Genomic DNA, 17,092 nt, shown 5'->3' with positions numbered 1-17,092 from the left:
TCTTTTATTCCTAGCTAGCCATGTCGCGGGCCGCCTGTGGGTCGTTGTATTTACGGTCCAAGCCATCAGTCGATTTCTGATCGGAACGATCAGGTCCCGAAATCATATCCTGCGCCGTAACGCTGCTTTCGTCGGCCAGCTCACGGGGGAGACTCTGTGCTTCCTTCGCTTCTTCCGGGCGTTCGCCGGGCTGATTCTCGTGCGTATCTTTCGCATTTACATCGTACGGGCGCGCTGAATTACCCGTGTCGGGTTTATCTTCCATACCCTCATCATCTGGTCCGGCGGCTGCACCCTGATAGGCTGTTCCTGCAACGGGTTCGCTTGTTTCAAGTTCATCAGGAGGCATCACACTCGGTAGGCCCGAAGTGAACGTACTCCGTATGCCTGCGTTGATTTCGTGCGACCGGTCGGGTTGGTCGGGCTCCTGAATCTCGGGTACCGTTGGTTTGGGTGTACCAGGAAGATCCGGGATTTCGGGACCTGGTACTGGGGGGCTTGGTGGCGTTTCTGGAATGCCCGGCACAGGTTGCATGGGATCGGGAATTCCCGGCGTTTGCGGAATCATGTCGCCGGTTGGATAACCGCTTCCAATGAAGTTCCAGCCACTAAAGGAATTGGTCGGCGTTTCTTTTTTATCCTGACCGGGTTCATCTTCGGAAGGCAGTCCTGTATTCACGATAGAGCCTGCGTCCGGATTTCCGGTGATATCGCCAACGGCAATGGGGTCGTCTGGCATCACCGACGGATCGAACATCGTGCCCGCCCGCAAGGCAGCGTCTGAGTTCTCGTATTTCTTTTTATCATCGCCCTGTAACGCCCGCTCCTCATCGCTACCTAACCGAATACGGGGCATATCGTCAGAAACATCAGCTTCGGTATCGCCGGTAGAGACTAGTTTGCCATCTACCAACTTCACCATATTGGTTTCGGCCTGATCCGTACCGAACATCGTTTCGGCGTGTTCGCTGGAGACGGTATCGGCCTGTCTGGCTCCATCGGAGAGATTTGCGTTGTTTTCCATGACTTGTGAATGTTTTACGTCTATGGAGAACCACTGGAACCGGAAAAGGTTTTTTGTAATGCTGTAGCCATCAACCAATGGCAGACAGGATGTCGAAATGCCGCCCCACCGCGCTATAGCATTACAAAAGAGCGTCAAATAAAATCTCGGCGGGATGCTGGGCTTTCCGGCCTGTACCGTCTTTGATCTGGTGACGGCAACTGGTGCCTGCTGCGGAGATAATGGCGGTTTCGGCCTGCCGAACAGCCGGGAACAGAACGAGCTCGCCAATCTGCATCGATAGGTCATAATGCTCTGTCTCATACCCGAATGAGCCCGCCATGCCACAACAGCCCGATGGAATTAGCTGGACCGTATAATTACGGGGTAAGGACAGAGCTTTCTTAACCGGAACCATAGACGAGAGCGCCTTCTGGTGGCAATGCCCGTGCACTTTCACCAACTGAGCCGTCGTCGTAAACTGGTTTCGGTCAATGCGCCCGGCGTCGGCTTCCCGGGCAAGCCATTCCTCGAACAGAAAAACGTTTTTGGCAATCCGCTCAGCATCGCCTTTCAGGTTGTCGGGAACCAGAACCGGATACTCATCACGGAAGGTCAGAATGGCCGATGGCTCAAGCCCGATCAGCGGCAGGTCGTCGGTGACGAGGTCTTTTAATAGCGTTACGTTGCGAATAGCGATAGCTTTTGCCTCATCGACCAGCCCTTTCGATAGATACGTCCTTCCACTCTCTACATGCTCGGGGATCGCAACGGAATAGCCTAAACGCTCCATGAGCTGAATCGCTTTCTGCCCAACCTGCACATCGTTATAGTTCGTGAATTCGTCGCAGAAAAACAGGAGTTGTGAGCCAGATGTATTACCTGAACGAGCCGATTTTTCGCTTCTATTTGTAAACCATTTTCGTAGTGTCACCTTGGCCAATTCCGGCATGGTCCGGTCGGGGTGGAAACCCACGGCCCGGTTAGCCGCCCGGCGGAGCGCAGGATTGTCATAGATCGCGTTGTATGTCCAGGGCGCAATGCTCGCCAGCGACATGAGCTTTGTGAAGTTACCTACTAGTCGCGCCCGTAGCGGAATACCCGTTTCCCGGTACTTCTGCTGCGTAAACTCGGCTTTCATGCGGGTCATGTCCACACTCGATGGACATTCAGCTTTGCAGGCTTTGCAGGACAAACACAAGTCGAGGACGTCTTTAACGGCTTCGTAGTCGTGGTCGGATGGTTTTTCGGTACGGCTATAAAAATGACGCAGTATGTTGGCGCGGCCCCGGGTGGTGTCGCGTTCGCGTCGGGTAGCCATGTAGCTTGGGCACATGGTTCCCCCCGAAATTTCCGTTTTACGGCAGTCGCCGGAGCCGGAGCATTTCTCGGCTAATTCCAGTAGTCCGCCATCTTTCGAAAAGTCAAAAACAGTGTTGGGTTGTGGAATCACCCGATCCGCTTCCGAGCGTAAGGACTCGTTCATGGGGGGCGTATTCACAATTTTACCGGGATTGAAGGTGTTGTGCGGGTCCCAAAGGTCTTTGACATCCTTGCACAACTGGAAATTTTCGGGACCCAGCATAAATGCGATGCACTCGCCCCGCAACCGACCGTCGCCGTGCTCGCCGGAGAGCGAGCCACCGTATTTTTTGACCAGTTGCGCCGTGTCCATGAGCAATGCCCGAAACTTGGCCCGTCCTTCGGATGACTTGAGGTTGATCAGGGGCAGTACGTGAATCTCGCCCGCACCGGCATGGGCTGAGTATTCGAGTTTCAGACCGTGCTGCTCCCAGGCCATCCGGTCCAGTTCGTCAATGTAATCGGGCAGGTCGTGCACATCGACCGCCGTATCTTCAATCACATTCGCGGGTTTGTCATCGCCGGGAATGTTGTACATAATGCTCAAACCGGCTTTTCGTAAGGCCCAGGGCTTCTGCGTATCGGTATCAAACAGGGTCGGATACGCATAGCCGAGTTCTTTCTGTTGCAGATCCAACACAAAATCGGCGGCTTTTTTAGTTACGCCCTCCACCGTGTCGCCGAAGAATTCGACCATCAGAATGGCCTTCGGATCGCCTTCAACAAACGTGCGGTTTTTGGTCTGCTCGATGTTGGTTTTGGTAAGTTGCAGAATGTAATCATCGACGAGCTCCGAGGCTGAGCAGCCATGCGCCAATGCGACCAGATTGGCCTCCAGCGATTGCCGAATGGTGGCAAAATGAGCACACACTAACGCCGACTCTCTGGGCGGCAGCGGCAACAAATTCAACCTGGCCTCGGTGATGAAACAGAGTGTTCCCTCCGAACCGGCGATGAGGTGAGCAAAGTTAAACGTTGGTGCCGGTGCACTCGCCTGCTGGTTTGATAGAGATGCATCGTTTTTGAAAAACGGCACCAGCGCATCCAGTGCGTAGCCTGTATTCCGACGCGTAACGGTCGGTTTAGGATAGCCTTCGCTGATGTGCTGCTGAATGGCTGGCGATGACAGCCAGTCGCGAAACTGGACGTAAAGCCGCTGTTCGAGCGGACTCACCACGTTTTCGCCCCGGCACTTGGCCTCGAACTGATCCTGGGTAAGTGGCCCGAACGTGGCTTCAGCGCCGTCACTTAACACGGCTTTTACGTCGAGCAGGTGATTTCGGGTGGTGCCCCAGATGATGGAATGCAGTCCGCAGGAATTATTGCCAATCATGCCGCCAATCATAGCCCGGCTAGCCGTAGAGGTTTCCGGACCGAACAGCAGTCCGTGCGGCTTCAGGGCTGCGTTGAGGTCGTCCCGAATAACACCCGGCTGAACGCGCACCCATTTTTCATCTGCCTTGATGTCCAGTATTTTACCGAAGTATTTGGAGATGTCTACCACAATTCCACTCCCGACCACCTGCCCCGCCAGGGATGTTCCGGCAGCCCTCGGAATAAGTCCCAATCCATGTTGCTGGGCAAACCGAAGGAGTTGTTTTATGTCGCCTACGGTTTTGGGCAAGGCTACCGCAATGGGCATTTCCTGATAAACAGAGGCATCGGTTGCGTACAGAATCCGCTGGGCTGTATGTTCAGGTGAATTGTCGAAGTACAGATCACCTTCGAAGGAAGGCAACAAGTTGGCAAACGAGGGATTCTGAGAAAGGCGAAACATAGCAGCAAAAGCATCAAACGTCTTGTAAAGATACAAAAACGAATGGCGTTTGTGGAATCATTGTGGCTGCGTCATCAATCGACTAAACCCTTTTTCGTCATGAAAACACGCCGTAGATATACTCCGATACGCATTGATTTCACCCCTTTTGTGTCGGTTGCGCTGTTACTGATTGTGTTTTTTTTCTGGTTGAAACTAGTACAGCGACCAAATTACCTGCCTTACTTATTACCTGATCGAGGTAAATCTGAGTGTTCAGAGCCAGTTTCTGTGGATGCCCACCTGTTCCTGCTGGCGAATAACCGGGTTGGCTTTCTGACGTACCGCCCGGATGGGTCGCAAGCCGAGTTACTAGAAACCGGTTATTCGGTCCATCAAATTCGCGATCAACTGCTAAGTATCACGCTGAATCATGATTACAGAGCTATTGTTGCTATTTCCCCAACAAGTCAGGCAACGTTCAAGAATATAGTGGATGTTCTCGACGAATTACAAATACTTGGACATATCCAGTACTATTTGAATTACGATCTCAGCTCCGAAGAGAAGAATATGCTTGAAAAATACGCGCGCTATAAAGCCACTAATTCGAAATTAGCCCGGTCAATGAATCTAACCCTTTATCCGCCAAAGTGGATTCGCTATTACATGCCTGGTTTAACCCGGAGCCCACTTCAATAACCGTAATAAAACGATGTAGGGTATATGTTATATGATGGCCTGAGACCATATAACATATACCCTACATCATACATCTTTTCTACTGGTTCACATACACATTGCCGCTGCTGGCCGAAAGGGTAACGGCAACACCACCGCCATTTAAGGTGCCTTTGATACGGTCTTTCTCGGTGTCGCCCGTAAAGTTATTCAGGGGAATTTTGATCCGGTTGCCACTCAGGTTCAGGCTGATGCCTTTGTCGAGGGGCATTCTTACGTTGATGTTGCCCGCGCTGGTATTTAGCCGGACAAACTCGCCCAATTTGGTAAGACTGACATCAACGCTACCGGCGCTTGTGCTAGCGTCGAGGCTACCCGCCACGTCGGTCAGCCGCACAGATCCACCCGATGTGCTTGCTTTGATATCGCCTTCGATGTCGCTGCCATTGACGCTACCACCGCTGGTTTGAGCATCAATCGTGCCTTTCAGCCCGGTGAGCCGGATACTGCCTCCCGACGTGTGCAGGCGCATCGACCCCGTTGATTCTTTCGCTTCAATAGAACCACCTGACGTTTGGAGGTCGATGTTTGATGACCGGTTGCCGCGGCACCGATCCATATGAATGGAACCGCCCGAAGTTTGCCCATTGATATTGCCTTCGACGTCACTGACACTCAGACTGCCGCCACTCGTGCGAAACCGCTGATCACCCGTAAGGGCCGCCAGTTGAATGCTGCCGCCCGAGGTGCGCAGGTCGGTGTTAACGTTGCGGGGCGTGTAAAACTTGAAGCTGATGCTTAACGATTTTTTCCAGTCCCGGTCGTTGTTCCGGCGTTTAGCCGTTGCCACAAGGGTGCTGCCTTCCTGAGCAATCGTAATATCATACTCTCTCAGCCGCTCCTCAATCTCGCTTTTGTCGAGCCGGTCGTTCCAGTTATTGGCACGTACGTACATCTCGACTTTAGCGTTCATGTCGGTGCCGCCTTCAATGGTCAGGCTACCGCCCGATGTTTCGGCCCGTACAGCGTTGATTCTACCCGAGAATGTTTTGGTTTGATAAGGTGGTTGATCCTCAATGGGCGTATTGGCCAGCGATGTCAGCGCCAACGTACCGGCGCTCAAAAGGGTCAGTAGAAACTGGTTGCGTTTCATGGTGTTTATCGGTTTATGCAGTAAAGATGCCCTTCCCTACAGGAAAGTTGCATGCGGCTTACAAATTCACAAATGGGTTAGTCTAAAAGCCATCTTACATGAATTAACAAGCGTCGTGCCATCTTTTTAACATTTTGAATTTCAGATAGTTGCTAACTAGATAAAGCCTGCGCTGTCCGTCCCCGGACATGACTTGTTCGGGGACGGACAGCGCAGGCTTTGGAGAATAATAGACTAATCGACCCGTTTTTCGGACCTACGAAGAATATGTCTTCTGAGGCTGTGAAGATGCAGCGCTCAATACAAGTAGATGTTTCGTATCAATAACAAGAATGTTTTGTTAGGCAACCGGGCCCATGTATGTCATTGGGCTTTGAGATCCGTTTGTTTGAGTCAGTACACGAAAATGGATCAGGCCCTTCAGGCGGGCACCCTGTATTTCCTGCAGATGCTTCACCACCGGCGTAACCCTGCGTCGACTTACCGGCAACCAGGTGCCATCGACCAGTACATCGGCACAACGGTCCCCTTTTCGGCGAACCTGAGCAACGTGATAGGGATTGACCGCAAGGCTTTTACTCAATCGAATAAAGCCGGGGAGTGTACCAACACATTTTTTCAGTGTGGTCGCATTCACCTGGGGCGTTGAGTCAATCAGGAAAACACGGGTATAATTACCCCAACCCATTAAGTACGTAATACGCGATGTGTTGTCAACCAGTCTACTAAATCTCATGTATATAGAATATATTATATGTAAACTATAAGTTCCATATAAATGTAGAGAATAAATTAATCCGTTACTTTTAAAAATCTTAATAGCTACTATTTTTTTTCATCTTTCAGCGTAATCTCAACGCGCCGATTTTTACTCCGTTCAATTTCAAGGGCGTTGTCGGCAATGGGATGTGTGCCTCCGTAGCCGTTGGTAATAATGCGGTCGTCTGCAACGCCCCGGCGTTTAAGATAGGCGGCCACCACTTTTGCGCGGTTTTCCGATAAGGCCAGATTCAAACGGGGGTCGCCTATGTTATCCGTATGACCCGCAATCGTGATTTGCCAAAGCGGGTTTTTCTTCAAAGCTATGACCAGTTGATCCAGCTCGGTCGAGGATTCAGGCAACAGAATATAACTGCTTTGTTCAAACTGCACCTTGTGCAATACAACCGTTGCCCCCGGCTCAAATGCGCGAATGGGCTCCGGCTCAACCCTGGTGATTGGTGGCGCAAGTACAGGAGCATTAGCGGTTACTGTTTTTGTTGACGGCGGACTGAGTGCAGGTTTAGGTATGGTCTTCGCAACACGGGTGGTTGGATTAATCTTAGCTGGCGTTTTAACAACAGCTACCGGAGGTTTAGGAACCGCCGGTGGGGGAGTTCTGATTAGGGAAACGCGGGAGGGTAATGGTTTTTGAAAGAAATATTGTGTGGTTATGAGTTCGCCCGGCGTATTGAACGGGTTTAGACTAGTTTTCTTCGCGTCGGGTCGTTGCCAGTAAAGATAAATTTCACCTTCCAGCATGTCGTTGAAGTAGTCTACACGCAGGTCGTAGAACTGTCCCGCTTCCAGAAGAATACTACCGCTAAAATCTTTAGAGTCGTTCAGTTGCCAGGAGTTTACAACGAGCTTATTGCCGACCCAAATCCGGATGCCGTCATCTACTTTAGCGTAAAATCGGTACACTCCCGACGCCGGAGCCAGTAGTTTTCCCGTCCACCGGATCGAGTAGAAAGATTCGGAAAGGCCGGGTGCGGGGTTGCGTCCCCGCCAGTTGTAGTTGAGTTGCGGATCCATTCGAGTGAAAACCTTTTTCTCAAAATTCGTCCCGGTATAGTAGTCGCCTTTCAATCCCTGTTGTGCCCGTACCGACATGACGGTTAGACAAAGGGATAAACCTAAAAGTCTGGTTAGTGTCTTCATCGCTAGGGGTTTATATCAAATTTCGGACTTTTGCCAGTGCGTGTCAAAGCCGTTGATAAGTTTATCGTTAACGTGCTCTTTACGGCTGTGATGGCTGTGCAACGATAGCGCGAGGCTGTAGCCTCGCACCATCAGAAATCCACTTTATTCTGTCCGCAGGCTTCGGGCGGGGTCCATACGAGCGGCTTTTAGAGATTCATAGCCAACGGTGAGCGCCGTGATGACGACGGCTGAGACCAGGGTAATCGCAAAAATCCACCAGCTGAAATGAACGTGGTATGCGTAGCCCTGAAGCCAGCCGTTCATCAGAAACCAACCCAGCGGAGCTGCCAGCGCAAAGCCAATGAACACCAGTCGGCTAAATTCGCGGCCAAATAGCCAGACAAGCTGCGGTAACGTAGCACCCAGCACTTTACGAATACCAATTTCTTTTGTTCTGGATTCGGCCATAAACGCTACTAGTCCATACAATCCCAAACAGCCAATCAGGATGGCGATTAACGAAAACACCTGGGCCAAACCGAGTAGGATGTGCTCGGTCATGTAAAAGTTGTCCAGCAGATCATCCACGAAATTGGCTTTGAAAACGTGTTCAGGATATAACGCATTCCAGGTGCTTTCAACCGCTTTCAGCGTTGCCGGTAGGGTGGTTGAGTTGAGTTTCAATGAGGCTAGTCGATTCTCACGGTAGTAGTTTAGAATGGTGGCAGGTACAATCCGTTGGTTTAAGCTACCCAGGTGAAAATCACGCACGACGCCAACCACAATTTTGTCGCCACCCCACAGGTTAATGCGTTTTCCGAGTACATCATTGGGTGAGTGTAGCCCTAAGTCCCGTACCATTGTTTCATTCACGAGCGCTTCATTGTTCGTCGTATCGTTGGTTCGAAAGTTGCGCCCAGCCAGTAGCCTGATCCCATAAAGCGGCACATAGTTCTTGTCGGCAACCTTAACCACCGTAGGAAATTTCTCCGGTTGCGTATGGGAGTCATACGTAAAGGGCACGGGCAGTCGCCGGTAAGCTACGGGAGGATCGGCACCCAACGACACGGCTTCGACGCCCGCTATCTGCTCCATCCGGGTCCGAACGACGTCCTGCTTCAGGGCATTACTAGCCGGTAGGGGTACCGTCAGGATAGCTTCTTTCTGAAATCCTAAATCAGCCTTTTGTATGTGCCGTAGCTGAGCCATCATGACGACTACCCCAATGATGAATAATTGAGTAATGAAAAACTGCGTGACAATCAGCCCGCGCCGAACGAATACCCCGCCAACCTGTTGCGTCGTTAGACGACCGCGCAGAGCCGCCACCGGATTAAAGCGAGCCAACACCAGCGAGGGATACAGGCCAGCGAGCAGAATGACGCCGACAATCAGGGCAACAAACCAGCGTAGTAAATCGGGCCGAAATAGACTCCCAATGGAAATGTCGGTATTCATAACAGCCAGGGCGCTGTTCAGCATTGGCAGGCAGAGGTAAGCCAACAGAATAGCCAGGAGCACGGCTGCGAGTGTAATCAGTGTTGTTTCCGTCATAAACTGCCCGACGAGTTGCCAGCGCGAACTACCGACGGCCTTGCGTACCCCCACTTCTTTGGACCGTTTCAGGGCGTGGGCAGTGGCTACGTTAATGAAGTTAATGCAGGACGCCACCACCAGAAATAGACCGACAATAATGAGCGCATACAAAATTGCCTTCGGCGACCGGCCACCGTACTGGGGTAAATGGTCTAACTCCGGGAGCGGAATGGCATGAAAGTCCAGTTTCTTCGCTTCGGGAGTGGTCAGGTATTTCTTTCGGATAACCGGAAAAGCATCGAGCAACCGTTCTACGGGCGTGCCTTCGCGAAGAGTAACGAAGCATACGGTAAATACGTTGGCCCAGTCCTGCATGGCCTGTTTGCCATTCGCGCCCAAAAGAGTGGGCACGGTCGCATAGGAAATGAAGGCGTCGTAACGGAGCTTGGTATTGGACGGCAGATTTTTGATGAGGCCTGTAACGGTCAGGTTCGCCTGGTTGTCGAAGCGTAACACTTTACCGATTGGATTGGCTGAACCAAAGTATTTCTGCGCATATCGCTCCGTCAGGACGACCGTGTTTGGGGCCGCCAATGCGGTTGTCGGGTTACCACTTAGCCACTCAGAATCGAATACGCTGAAGAATTCCGGTTCAGTAAAACAGAGGTTACGCGATTCGTCAAATTTTTTCGAAAAGCCGCCTTTCCCATCGGGCACAGCCATGACGCGGCTGGCGACATTTTCGAGTCGGGCCGCCGTTTCCACAAAGGGAAGCTCCTGCCTCAGCACATCGCCCATTGGCCGGGGTGTGGCATCGGTAGGGACAATATTCTCCTGCCGGATGTCTGTGACGACCCAAAACGTTCGGTCGGCTTTCGCATGATAGCGATCAAAGCTGAACATATAGTTGACCAGCAGGAAAATAACCAGGCTGCAAGCCAGTCCGATTGAGAGGCCGACGATACTGATCAGGGTAACTTTCCGGTTACGCCACAGATTGCGAAGGGAGATTTTGAGAAAGTTGCGGAACATAAGGCGAGTTTGGAGATAGTAATGGAACAAATATATATAGTTTTCTTATATATAGTGGGTATGATTTAAGCCTGATGGATAGTTTACATAACGCCTATCGATCAGGCTTATTCATCAAGATAATCTCTGTTGAGTTGATTACAATCTGCTGACCCGCTTCAGGAGGAAGCTCTCAGAAGGGTGCGTTGTTTGACCAGATCCTCTTTCCTGACAAATGTGATAGGAACGAAGTCGTCAGTGGGTGAGCCAATGTAATAAAGCGCCCAATCACGGTCATAATCGGCCAGCAGTTGTTGAATGCACTCGACCCGGTCGAAGGTCGGTACCCGGCAATCGCCCCAGTAAAACAGTTCGACACGGTAGTGAAGCGCCTGTTTTTGCCCGTTGATCGTCACGTCGATTTCAATGTCCTGTTTACCAGGTAATGAGGAGATGGGAATGGCGATGTATGACATAGCTTTAGGATTAAGGATATGGCTTATAACCATCCCAAATCTTGTACCACTATATCTAACAGGTTGTCAATTAGTGGGTTGGCTAAACGAAGCGAACGTAAAATGTCCATTATCGGACAGTTTACGTTCATCTGCGGACATAGGAAATGAATAAGGTATAGGTCAGTGTTTGGCAGGTCAGCGGCAAGTCATCAGTTCGGCAAGGCCACCGCTCGTTCGTCAAGGGCCTGCATCAGTTGATTGGCCAGCGTCGTCATACGGAAAGCGGTTTTCCGATCACATTCATTGCTGAGGATAACGATGCCCATGTCCAGATCCGGGTAATTGACGCACAGGCTGCTAAAACCGGGAATGTTGCCGTCCTGCCAAATGACGCGGTGGCCCGCGACGTTAAGCATTTGCCAGTTTAAACCAGCCGAATACCGATTTTCGTCGCCCCAAGTTGGCTGATGACTCAGTTTGGCCGCTTTGTCCTGTTCGGCGACATTCCATTGAATGAATTTCAGCATATCTGCCACAGTCGACTTCAAAGCACAAGCGCCTTGGAGTTGATTCGGCGCGTTCGGCATTTGGACGCCATTGCAGTCGTACCCGTTGGCCATACGCGCCTGATCCGCCGGGTCCAGCGTAATTTTCGTATCGTTCATGGTCAGCGGCTGGGTTATTTTCACACGAACAAGCTCCTCGAAAGGCATTTTATAGACGCGTTCCAAAATATACCCCAATAACTGAGCCCCCACGTTGGAGTACCTGAAGGTATAGCCCGGTGCGGCATCAAGTTTGACTTTACGCAAATCGGCAAAGAAGTCGGTTTGGGTATAATTCTGCAAAAGCGCGGTGGCAATTGCCGAGGAGGATAGGGTAGTGTTGGCGAAGGCATCCGGACGATCTGGCAGGAGGAATGGCAATCCTGATCGGTGATTGATCAGGTGAAAAAGGCGAATGGGTTGCCCGTCAAATGAGAGGTTTGGATAATGGCTTGGCAAATACGTCCGGATGTCGTCTCCTAACGTCACTTTCTTTTCAACGACCGCCTGGGCCAGCAAAGCACCCGTCATGGTCATACTGATGGACGCGATGGCGTACAGCGTTTGGCTGGTTGGGAGTTGCTGACGGTCTTTCTGAAGGGTGCCGTAGTTATAAACATACGTTTGCCCATCTTTATAAATACCGACCGAAAGTCCGACCGCCTGCGGTGCTGCCATGAATTGCTGAGCGGCTTTCTCAACAAGACGATCGACCGGACTTTTCTGGGGGTTATCCGTTAAGGCCTTAATGGGAAGCGTAACCAGTGCAGCCGGGCATTTAGGGTAAATAAGCGCTGATGGAAACAGCAACAGGGCGGAGATAAGCCAGGCGTTCATAAATGTAGGCTGAGGTAAAGAGTTGAGGATAGTAAATCGCTGATTGAGGCACTCGCTGTTTATCAACAGATGCAGCTTTTGCCAAACCGGTTGCTTGCCTACTCCACATAACCAGGGCATCTGTTACTTACCCTCGCCGTTTTTTTTGAGGAATTCGGTAGCGTTGGTATTGTTCGGGTTCAAGGCCAGCGACCGGGTATAATTATCGATGGCCAGTTTGCGGTTGCCGATTCGCTCGTAGGTTTCAGCCAGGCTGTCGTAGGTATTCCAGCCAGTGGGATAAAGGCTGACATTCAGCTTGAAGATGGCGAGTGCCTCCTGAAGTTTACCCTGCCCGACCAGTGAGTAACCCCAGTTATTCACGTAATTTTCGTTCAAATGGAGTTCCGGATGCTTTTTATGGACATCCTTCACCACATTGATCACCTGTGCATAGCCTCGTTTTTTCAACGCGTCCTTCAGCGCTGTCAGGGCGGCCGGTTCTCCATAGAGCGCGTCCATTATTTTTTTTGACAGTTCACCAAGCTGGCCCTGTGTTGTTTGATCCGAGTTGTTGGCGAATAACACAAGGGCCGTTTTCTGATCCGGATATAGGTCGCAGTAACTGGCAAAGCCGAACGTACCGCCTGAGTGTTCGATCTGTCGTTTGCTGTCGATGGTTTTGTGGAGAAACCAGTTTAAGCCAAAGGCCTGACTGTCGGGGCTACCCCAGGTAGTTTGATGGCTCAGCTTCACGGCCGGGTCTCGCTCATCCAACTGATAGGCGGCATACTTCAGCAAATCGGCTGTACTGTAGCGAAGGCCACCGGCTGCCTGCATGGCTTTCAGCGTAAACGCAGGCATCTGGACGCCATTTCCACTGTAGCCTATCGCAAACTGATCCGCTGATTGTGGCAAACTAAAGGTGTTCCGCATGGCAAGCGGCTGCTCAATCTGCGTTTTGATCAACTCATCGTAGGGCATCTGGTAGATTTTCTCCAGAATATAACCCAACAATTGAGCCGCTACGTTGGAGTGACGGGGATTTTGGCCGGGTGCCGCCTTGAGGGTAACGGCGTGCAAATCGTTGAAGAAATCCTGCCGGGTATATTGGCTTAACCCATTCATAATGCGGAATGGAATCGAATCCTGGGGTACCTGCTTGTAGGCATCGGGCTTATCCGGGAAGTTGTCCGGTAATTCGGACGTCCAGTTGGTCAGGTGTACCAATCGAATGGGTTTGCCTTCGTAGGCCAGATTCGGATAGTCGCCATCGAGGTACTGGCGGATGTCGTCGTCGAGCCGGACGCGCTGGTCGAGAACGGCCCTTGCCAGCAGTAGGCTCCCAAACGTCTTGGTGATCGACCCGATTTCATAAATCGTATTCTCCGTCGGTAACTGATTTTTGCCTTTCTCCGTCGTACCGAAAGTATAGAACGATGTCTTTCCATTCCGGATGATCCCGATGGACAATCCCACATGCGACTTTTCCTGAACAAACGCGGTTCCCAGTTGCTGAATAGTCGCTTCAGCGCGGGCATTTGTTATGGCCGACTGAGCCTGAACAAGAGCTGGCTGTAGAACCAGTAGGCAAACGGCAGCGAATAATTGGTTCATACGATGTGGTCGCCTTTTACTTCGCTTTGCGGATGTAGATATTACCGTTCATGTTTTTCATCATGACTTCCGGCCCACCCCCGTTGATCTTGCCATATACCCAATCTTCGATCTTTACCTGATACATCCCGGATTGGCTGGTCCGACTGACTTTCGGCTGGTTTTTATCGACGTCGATATCGAAGTCGCTGTAGATATCACCCCGGTCGGATTTGAGCTTGCTGTTCGCTTTTACACTGGCCGGGAAGGTTACGTCGACATTCCCGTTCAGCGTAGAAAACGCCATCGGTGTATCAGAATCGATGGCTTTAAACGTAGCAATCAGGTTACCATTTACCGTGTTGGCGACGGCCGAACCCGCAATATTGGCCAAGTGGATATAACCGTTGACATTGGTTGCTTCCAGATTGCCGCTCACATTTTCAATCTCAATCGTGCCGTTGTTGACCGTGCTGACTTTAAGCGAAAACCGCTGCGGTACTTTAATCGTCAAATCCACAGTCTGCCGGGTGGTGTTGGCGTTAATATTAACAGTATTGTTCCGTTCTTCAGCACTGACATCCAGGGGCGAGCCTGTACCAATGCGTTTCATCCCGTTTGCTGACCGCTCAGGCCGGTCGTCATTGTCGTCCCGCCGTCCACGTTTTGGATTGGCAACGATGTCGATGACAACGTCTTTGCCTGTATAACCGATCACATGAATGGAGCCATTGATCAGGCCTACATGCAGGGTGCCGGGTTTGCCGGGGTCGCTCAGCGGAACGACCAATTGTTCTTTTACCTCATTCTGAGCGAGTAGTGGTCGGGATAAAAATAGGCCCAGAAACAAGAGTGCGGTGGTTAGTGTATGCGTTTTCATCAGGATTGTTTTTTAATGTAAATGCTTCCGTTAAATGTCTCGAACTTGAATGTTTTGCCACCGTTGCCAATGCGAATGGCGGTGTTTTTATTGAGTTTATAAACTGTGCCGTTGCCGGTTTGCTGGGTCGTTTTTATGGCCTGAACGGGAAGTATTTCGGCGTTGGGAAAGTCGGTGTAAAACTTACCCTGGAACGTCTTGAACTGTAAATCGGCAGAAAAATTGGCCGGGTAGCTCACCCGAATGTCGCCGTTTAGGGTGTAATAAGATGAGTTTTCGGGAGGGTTTGCCACGTAGTCAACATCGAGGTTTCCGTTGATGGTGTGGGCATCTGTCGTGCCTTTCACGTTCGTCAGCGTAATGGCCCCATTGACATTTCGGACTCGCAGGGTTCCATCCACATCCTTAACGGTCACGTTGCCCCGGTTGACAGTCGAGACAATCAGATGCATGCGATTAGGCACTTTGACGGTGAAGTTGAGCGTAAAGTCATAATCTACCTCGCGGTCGTTGTTCCAGCTGTTTCCCCCATTCCATCGGCGTCGTGGCCGCGAATCGAACGGTTCGGCAATGTAAGCGACAAGGCTATCGCCTTTCTGCTCGAACTGAAGCTGGAATTCTTTCTTACCCGTTTCCAGATCCTGGTTGTTTTTTGCCGTAATAGACTTATCGACCTCGATCACGACTTTATCGCCTGAGTAACCTTCGACTTTGATAAAGCCGTTGACGTTGTAGATCGCCAGCGCGCTGTTCGCGGCTTTCGACACAGTGAACTCTTTGCTGATGTGCTCCTTAAATTCCTGAGCAGTTGCCGGCGATTGAGCACAAGAAAGTACCAGCCCCGCCAGTACGGGGATTATTAATCGTTTCATCGTAGTTGATTGGGGTTTACGTTTCGTTATGCGTTTTTGTCATCCTGAGGCCGGAAGGGTCTTTGGTAGTGAGGAAGTTTAATGTCTTTCCGGCGTCAAGATAATTCTCTAATACTTTGCTCAATTTTACCTTTTACCAGCCCGTTCAGGTTATCGTCCCGTAGCAATTGCCGCAGGTGTTTGATCGAGCGTTTTTCCTGCAACTTCACCATCACATCGGCCAGCGCCGACTGAACCAATGGAGAATCCTGCCGGGCAATCGACTGTACCAGTCCTTCGCGTACTTTCGGGTTATCGGCTAATTTGGCCAGGGCTTCCAGCGTAACCAGCCGCACATTCACATTCTGGTCGTTGTTGAGCGTTGTCAGCAGGGCGTCGACGACCTGCGCGTTCACTTCACTGATTTCTTCCGTATAACTTACCGCCCGAAGCCGTTCAGAAGCCGCCGGGTTTTCCAGCCCCGACAGGAGCATCATTTGGCGCATTTCCTGTACCTGTGTCGATAAGGTATCAATCTGTTGCTGATAGGCTGTAGTTGGTACGGCCGTGCGATTTAGCCAATAGCCACCGGCTATGCCAACGCTTATCAGAACAAGACTATAGGCCAATCGATAAGCGAACTTGGGCGTCCATACTTGCCGCAGTTTGGCTAGTAACGTATCCACCACGCTTTCCTCCTGAATGGTAACGGTATCCTTATACGTATCGAGCATGGCCTGGAACCGAACCCGTGCCGTGGCACTGGGCTCTGGTGTGGGTAAGTTGCCCATAAGTTGCCAAAGCTGGCGAACCGAGTTGGCTTCGGCCATACAGGCAGGACACTGCTTCAGGTGCATGTCGAGACGGGCCCGGTCGGCGTCAGACAACCGATCGCTTAACCAATCGGCTAGCTGCTCGTTTGTCTGTTCACAATTTAGGGGCTGTTCGTTCATGGTCAATAGTCAGATAAATTCTCTTCAACTCGTTCATCGCGCGGTGTACCCGAACTTTTACGGCTCCTTCGGTTGTGTTCAGCACCCGCGCAATCTCGTCGTATTTCAACTCCTGAAAGCGGCTCAGTACCAGCACTTCCCGGTGTTCGGTACTGAGTTTGGCCATCGCGTGGTGAAGCGTATCCATCTCCTGCTGTTTCAGGATTCGCTCATCAGCGGCTGGCCCACCGCCCACCCGTTCCGCCACATCCGCCAGGTCATACTGCTGGGCCGACCGTTTGTTTTGCTTGCTTTGGTCGACCAGCACATTCCGGGCCAGGTGGTACATCCAGGTTCGAAATTCGCCGTCGCCTGTGAAGGTGTGGCGGTATTTCAGCATCCGGTAGAACACGTTCTGCAGCATGTCTTCGCTCGCTTCGCGCTGACTTGTCATGTGGAAAAGGAAGCCGAACAGAGGCCGATGGTATCGCTCAAAAAGCAATCCCATCACATCCATATTGCCTGCCTTTACCTGCAGCATGAGCGCGTTATCTGTCAGAGCGTTCAACCGTCTAAGGATTGTGTTTGGTGGATTTTGGACTGGAAACCG

14 protein-coding genes are annotated in these 17,092 nt (G+C 51.3%); 1 reads left to right on the top strand and 13 read right to left on the bottom strand.

What is annotated here, in order from left to right; genetic code table 11:
• Positions 1-10 precede the first annotated feature (10 nt).
• Together SD10_RS24850 and SD10_RS24845 are read right to left on the bottom strand one after the other, a co-directional pair.
• Positions 11-1,024, bottom strand: coding sequence for a hypothetical protein (locus SD10_RS24850; RefSeq protein ID WP_046577667.1), 1,014 nt, complete (start codon positions 1,022-1,024; stop codon positions 11-13).
• 121 nt (positions 1,025-1,145) lie between these two features.
• Positions 1,146-4,142: an FAD-binding and (Fe-S)-binding domain-containing protein gene (locus SD10_RS24845; protein ID WP_046580123.1), complete on the bottom strand. Its 2,997-nt coding sequence runs from the start codon at positions 4,140-4,142 to the stop codon at positions 1,146-1,148.
• A gap of 99 nt (positions 4,143-4,241) precedes the next feature.
• Between SD10_RS24845 and SD10_RS24840 the strand changes: the two genes are divergently transcribed.
• On the top strand, positions 4,242-4,823 hold the full coding sequence (locus tag SD10_RS24840) for a biopolymer transporter ExbD (RefSeq protein WP_046580122.1): 582 nt from the start codon (positions 4,242-4,244) through the stop codon (positions 4,821-4,823).
• Between the two features lie 79 nt (positions 4,824-4,902).
• On the opposite strand, the gene SD10_RS24835 is transcribed toward SD10_RS24840, so the two are convergent.
• The 11 genes from SD10_RS24835 to SD10_RS24785 all read right to left on the bottom strand — a co-directional run bounded on the left by SD10_RS24835 (position 4,903) and on the right by SD10_RS24785 (position 17,023).
• Positions 4,903-5,955, bottom strand: a complete 1,053-nt coding sequence (locus SD10_RS24835; protein WP_046577665.1) for a DUF4097 family beta strand repeat-containing protein — start codon at positions 5,953-5,955, stop codon at positions 4,903-4,905.
• A gap of 340 nt (positions 5,956-6,295) precedes the next feature.
• Positions 6,296-6,691 (bottom strand): LytTR family transcriptional regulator DNA-binding domain-containing protein, encoded by a 396-nt coding sequence (locus tag SD10_RS24830; protein ID WP_082111687.1) that lies wholly within the window; start codon positions 6,689-6,691, stop codon positions 6,296-6,298.
• Between the two features lie 89 nt (positions 6,692-6,780).
• Positions 6,781-7,875 carry an OmpA family protein gene (locus SD10_RS24825; protein WP_046577662.1) on the bottom strand — a complete coding sequence of 365 codons (1,095 nt, stop codon included), beginning with the start codon at positions 7,873-7,875 and terminating at the stop codon, positions 6,781-6,783.
• Positions 7,876-8,019: 144 nt separating this feature from the next.
• Positions 8,020-10,425, bottom strand: coding sequence for an ABC transporter permease (locus tag SD10_RS24820; RefSeq protein ID WP_046577660.1), 2,406 nt, complete (start codon positions 10,423-10,425; stop codon positions 8,020-8,022).
• Positions 10,426-10,583: 158 nt separating this feature from the next.
• A complete protein-coding gene (locus SD10_RS24815) occupies positions 10,584-10,880 on the bottom strand; it encodes a hypothetical protein (RefSeq protein ID WP_046577658.1) in 297 nt (98 codons plus the stop codon).
• 191 nt (positions 10,881-11,071) lie between these two features.
• Positions 11,072-12,244: a serine hydrolase domain-containing protein gene (locus SD10_RS24810; RefSeq protein ID WP_046580119.1), complete on the bottom strand. Its 1,173-nt coding sequence runs from the start codon at positions 12,242-12,244 to the stop codon at positions 11,072-11,074.
• A 123-nt stretch (positions 12,245-12,367) separates the two neighbouring features.
• Entirely contained in the window at positions 12,368-13,840 is a 1,473-nt protein-coding gene (locus SD10_RS24805) for a serine hydrolase domain-containing protein (RefSeq protein WP_046577656.1), read from the bottom strand.
• A 16-nt stretch (positions 13,841-13,856) separates the two neighbouring features.
• Positions 13,857-14,699, bottom strand: a complete 843-nt coding sequence (locus SD10_RS24800; RefSeq protein WP_046577654.1) for a DUF4097 family beta strand repeat-containing protein — start codon at positions 14,697-14,699, stop codon at positions 13,857-13,859.
• Entirely contained in the window at positions 14,699-15,571 is an 873-nt protein-coding gene (locus tag SD10_RS24795) for a DUF4097 family beta strand repeat-containing protein (protein WP_046577652.1), read from the bottom strand. The genes SD10_RS24800 and SD10_RS24795 overlap by 1 nt, the downstream gene beginning before the upstream one ends.
• 95 nt (positions 15,572-15,666) lie before the next feature.
• On the bottom strand, positions 15,667-16,503 hold the full coding sequence (locus tag SD10_RS24790; RefSeq protein WP_046577650.1) for a HEAT repeat domain-containing protein: 837 nt from the start codon (positions 16,501-16,503) through the stop codon (positions 15,667-15,669).
• A complete protein-coding gene (locus tag SD10_RS24785) occupies positions 16,478-17,023 on the bottom strand; it encodes an RNA polymerase sigma factor (protein WP_046580117.1) in 546 nt (181 codons plus the stop codon). The genes SD10_RS24790 and SD10_RS24785 overlap by 26 nt, the downstream gene beginning before the upstream one ends.
• Positions 17,024-17,092 lie beyond the last annotated feature (69 nt).

It is taken from the genome of Spirosoma radiotolerans, assembly GCF_000974425.1.
In the GTDB taxonomy this organism is placed as follows: Bacteria; Bacteroidota; Bacteroidia; order Cytophagales; family Spirosomataceae; genus Spirosoma; species Spirosoma radiotolerans.
The sequence above is the reverse complement of the archived record's forward strand: the minus strand, read 5'-3'. Positions and strand labels throughout refer to the sequence as shown.

Excerpts from the sequence above, each read along its gene's own strand:
- SD10_RS24850 (WP_046577667.1), bottom strand. The coding sequence starts at position 1,024 with ATGGAAAACAACGCAAATCTCTCCGATGGAGCCAGACAGGCCGATACC.
- SD10_RS24845 (WP_046580123.1), bottom strand. The coding sequence starts at position 4,142 with ATGTTTCGCCTTTCTCAGAATCCCTCGTTTGCCAACTTGTTGCCTTCC.
- SD10_RS24840 (WP_046580122.1), top strand. The coding sequence starts at position 4,242 with ATGAAAACACGCCGTAGATATACTCCGATACGCATTGATTTCACCCCT.
- SD10_RS24835 (WP_046577665.1), bottom strand. The coding sequence starts at position 5,955 with ATGAAACGCAACCAGTTTCTACTGACCCTTTTGAGCGCCGGTACGTTG.
- SD10_RS24830 (WP_082111687.1), bottom strand. The coding sequence starts at position 6,691 with ATGAGATTTAGTAGACTGGTTGACAACACATCGCGTATTACGTACTTA.
- SD10_RS24825 (WP_046577662.1), bottom strand. The coding sequence starts at position 7,875 with ATGAAGACACTAACCAGACTTTTAGGTTTATCCCTTTGTCTAACCGTC.
- SD10_RS24820 (WP_046577660.1), bottom strand. The coding sequence starts at position 10,425 with ATGTTCCGCAACTTTCTCAAAATCTCCCTTCGCAATCTGTGGCGTAAC.
- SD10_RS24815 (WP_046577658.1), bottom strand. The coding sequence starts at position 10,880 with ATGTCATACATCGCCATTCCCATCTCCTCATTACCTGGTAAACAGGAC.
- SD10_RS24810 (WP_046580119.1), bottom strand. The coding sequence starts at position 12,244 with ATGAACGCCTGGCTTATCTCCGCCCTGTTGCTGTTTCCATCAGCGCTT.
- SD10_RS24805 (WP_046577656.1), bottom strand. The coding sequence starts at position 13,840 with ATGAACCAATTATTCGCTGCCGTTTGCCTACTGGTTCTACAGCCAGCT.
- SD10_RS24800 (WP_046577654.1), bottom strand. The coding sequence starts at position 14,699 with ATGAAAACGCATACACTAACCACCGCACTCTTGTTTCTGGGCCTATTT.
- SD10_RS24795 (WP_046577652.1), bottom strand. The coding sequence starts at position 15,571 with ATGAAACGATTAATAATCCCCGTACTGGCGGGGCTGGTACTTTCTTGT.
- SD10_RS24790 (WP_046577650.1), bottom strand. The coding sequence starts at position 16,503 with ATGAACGAACAGCCCCTAAATTGTGAACAGACAAACGAGCAGCTAGCC.
- SD10_RS24785 (WP_046580117.1), bottom strand. The coding sequence starts at position 17,023 with ATGCTGCAGGTAAAGGCAGGCAATATGGATGTGATGGGATTGCTTTTT.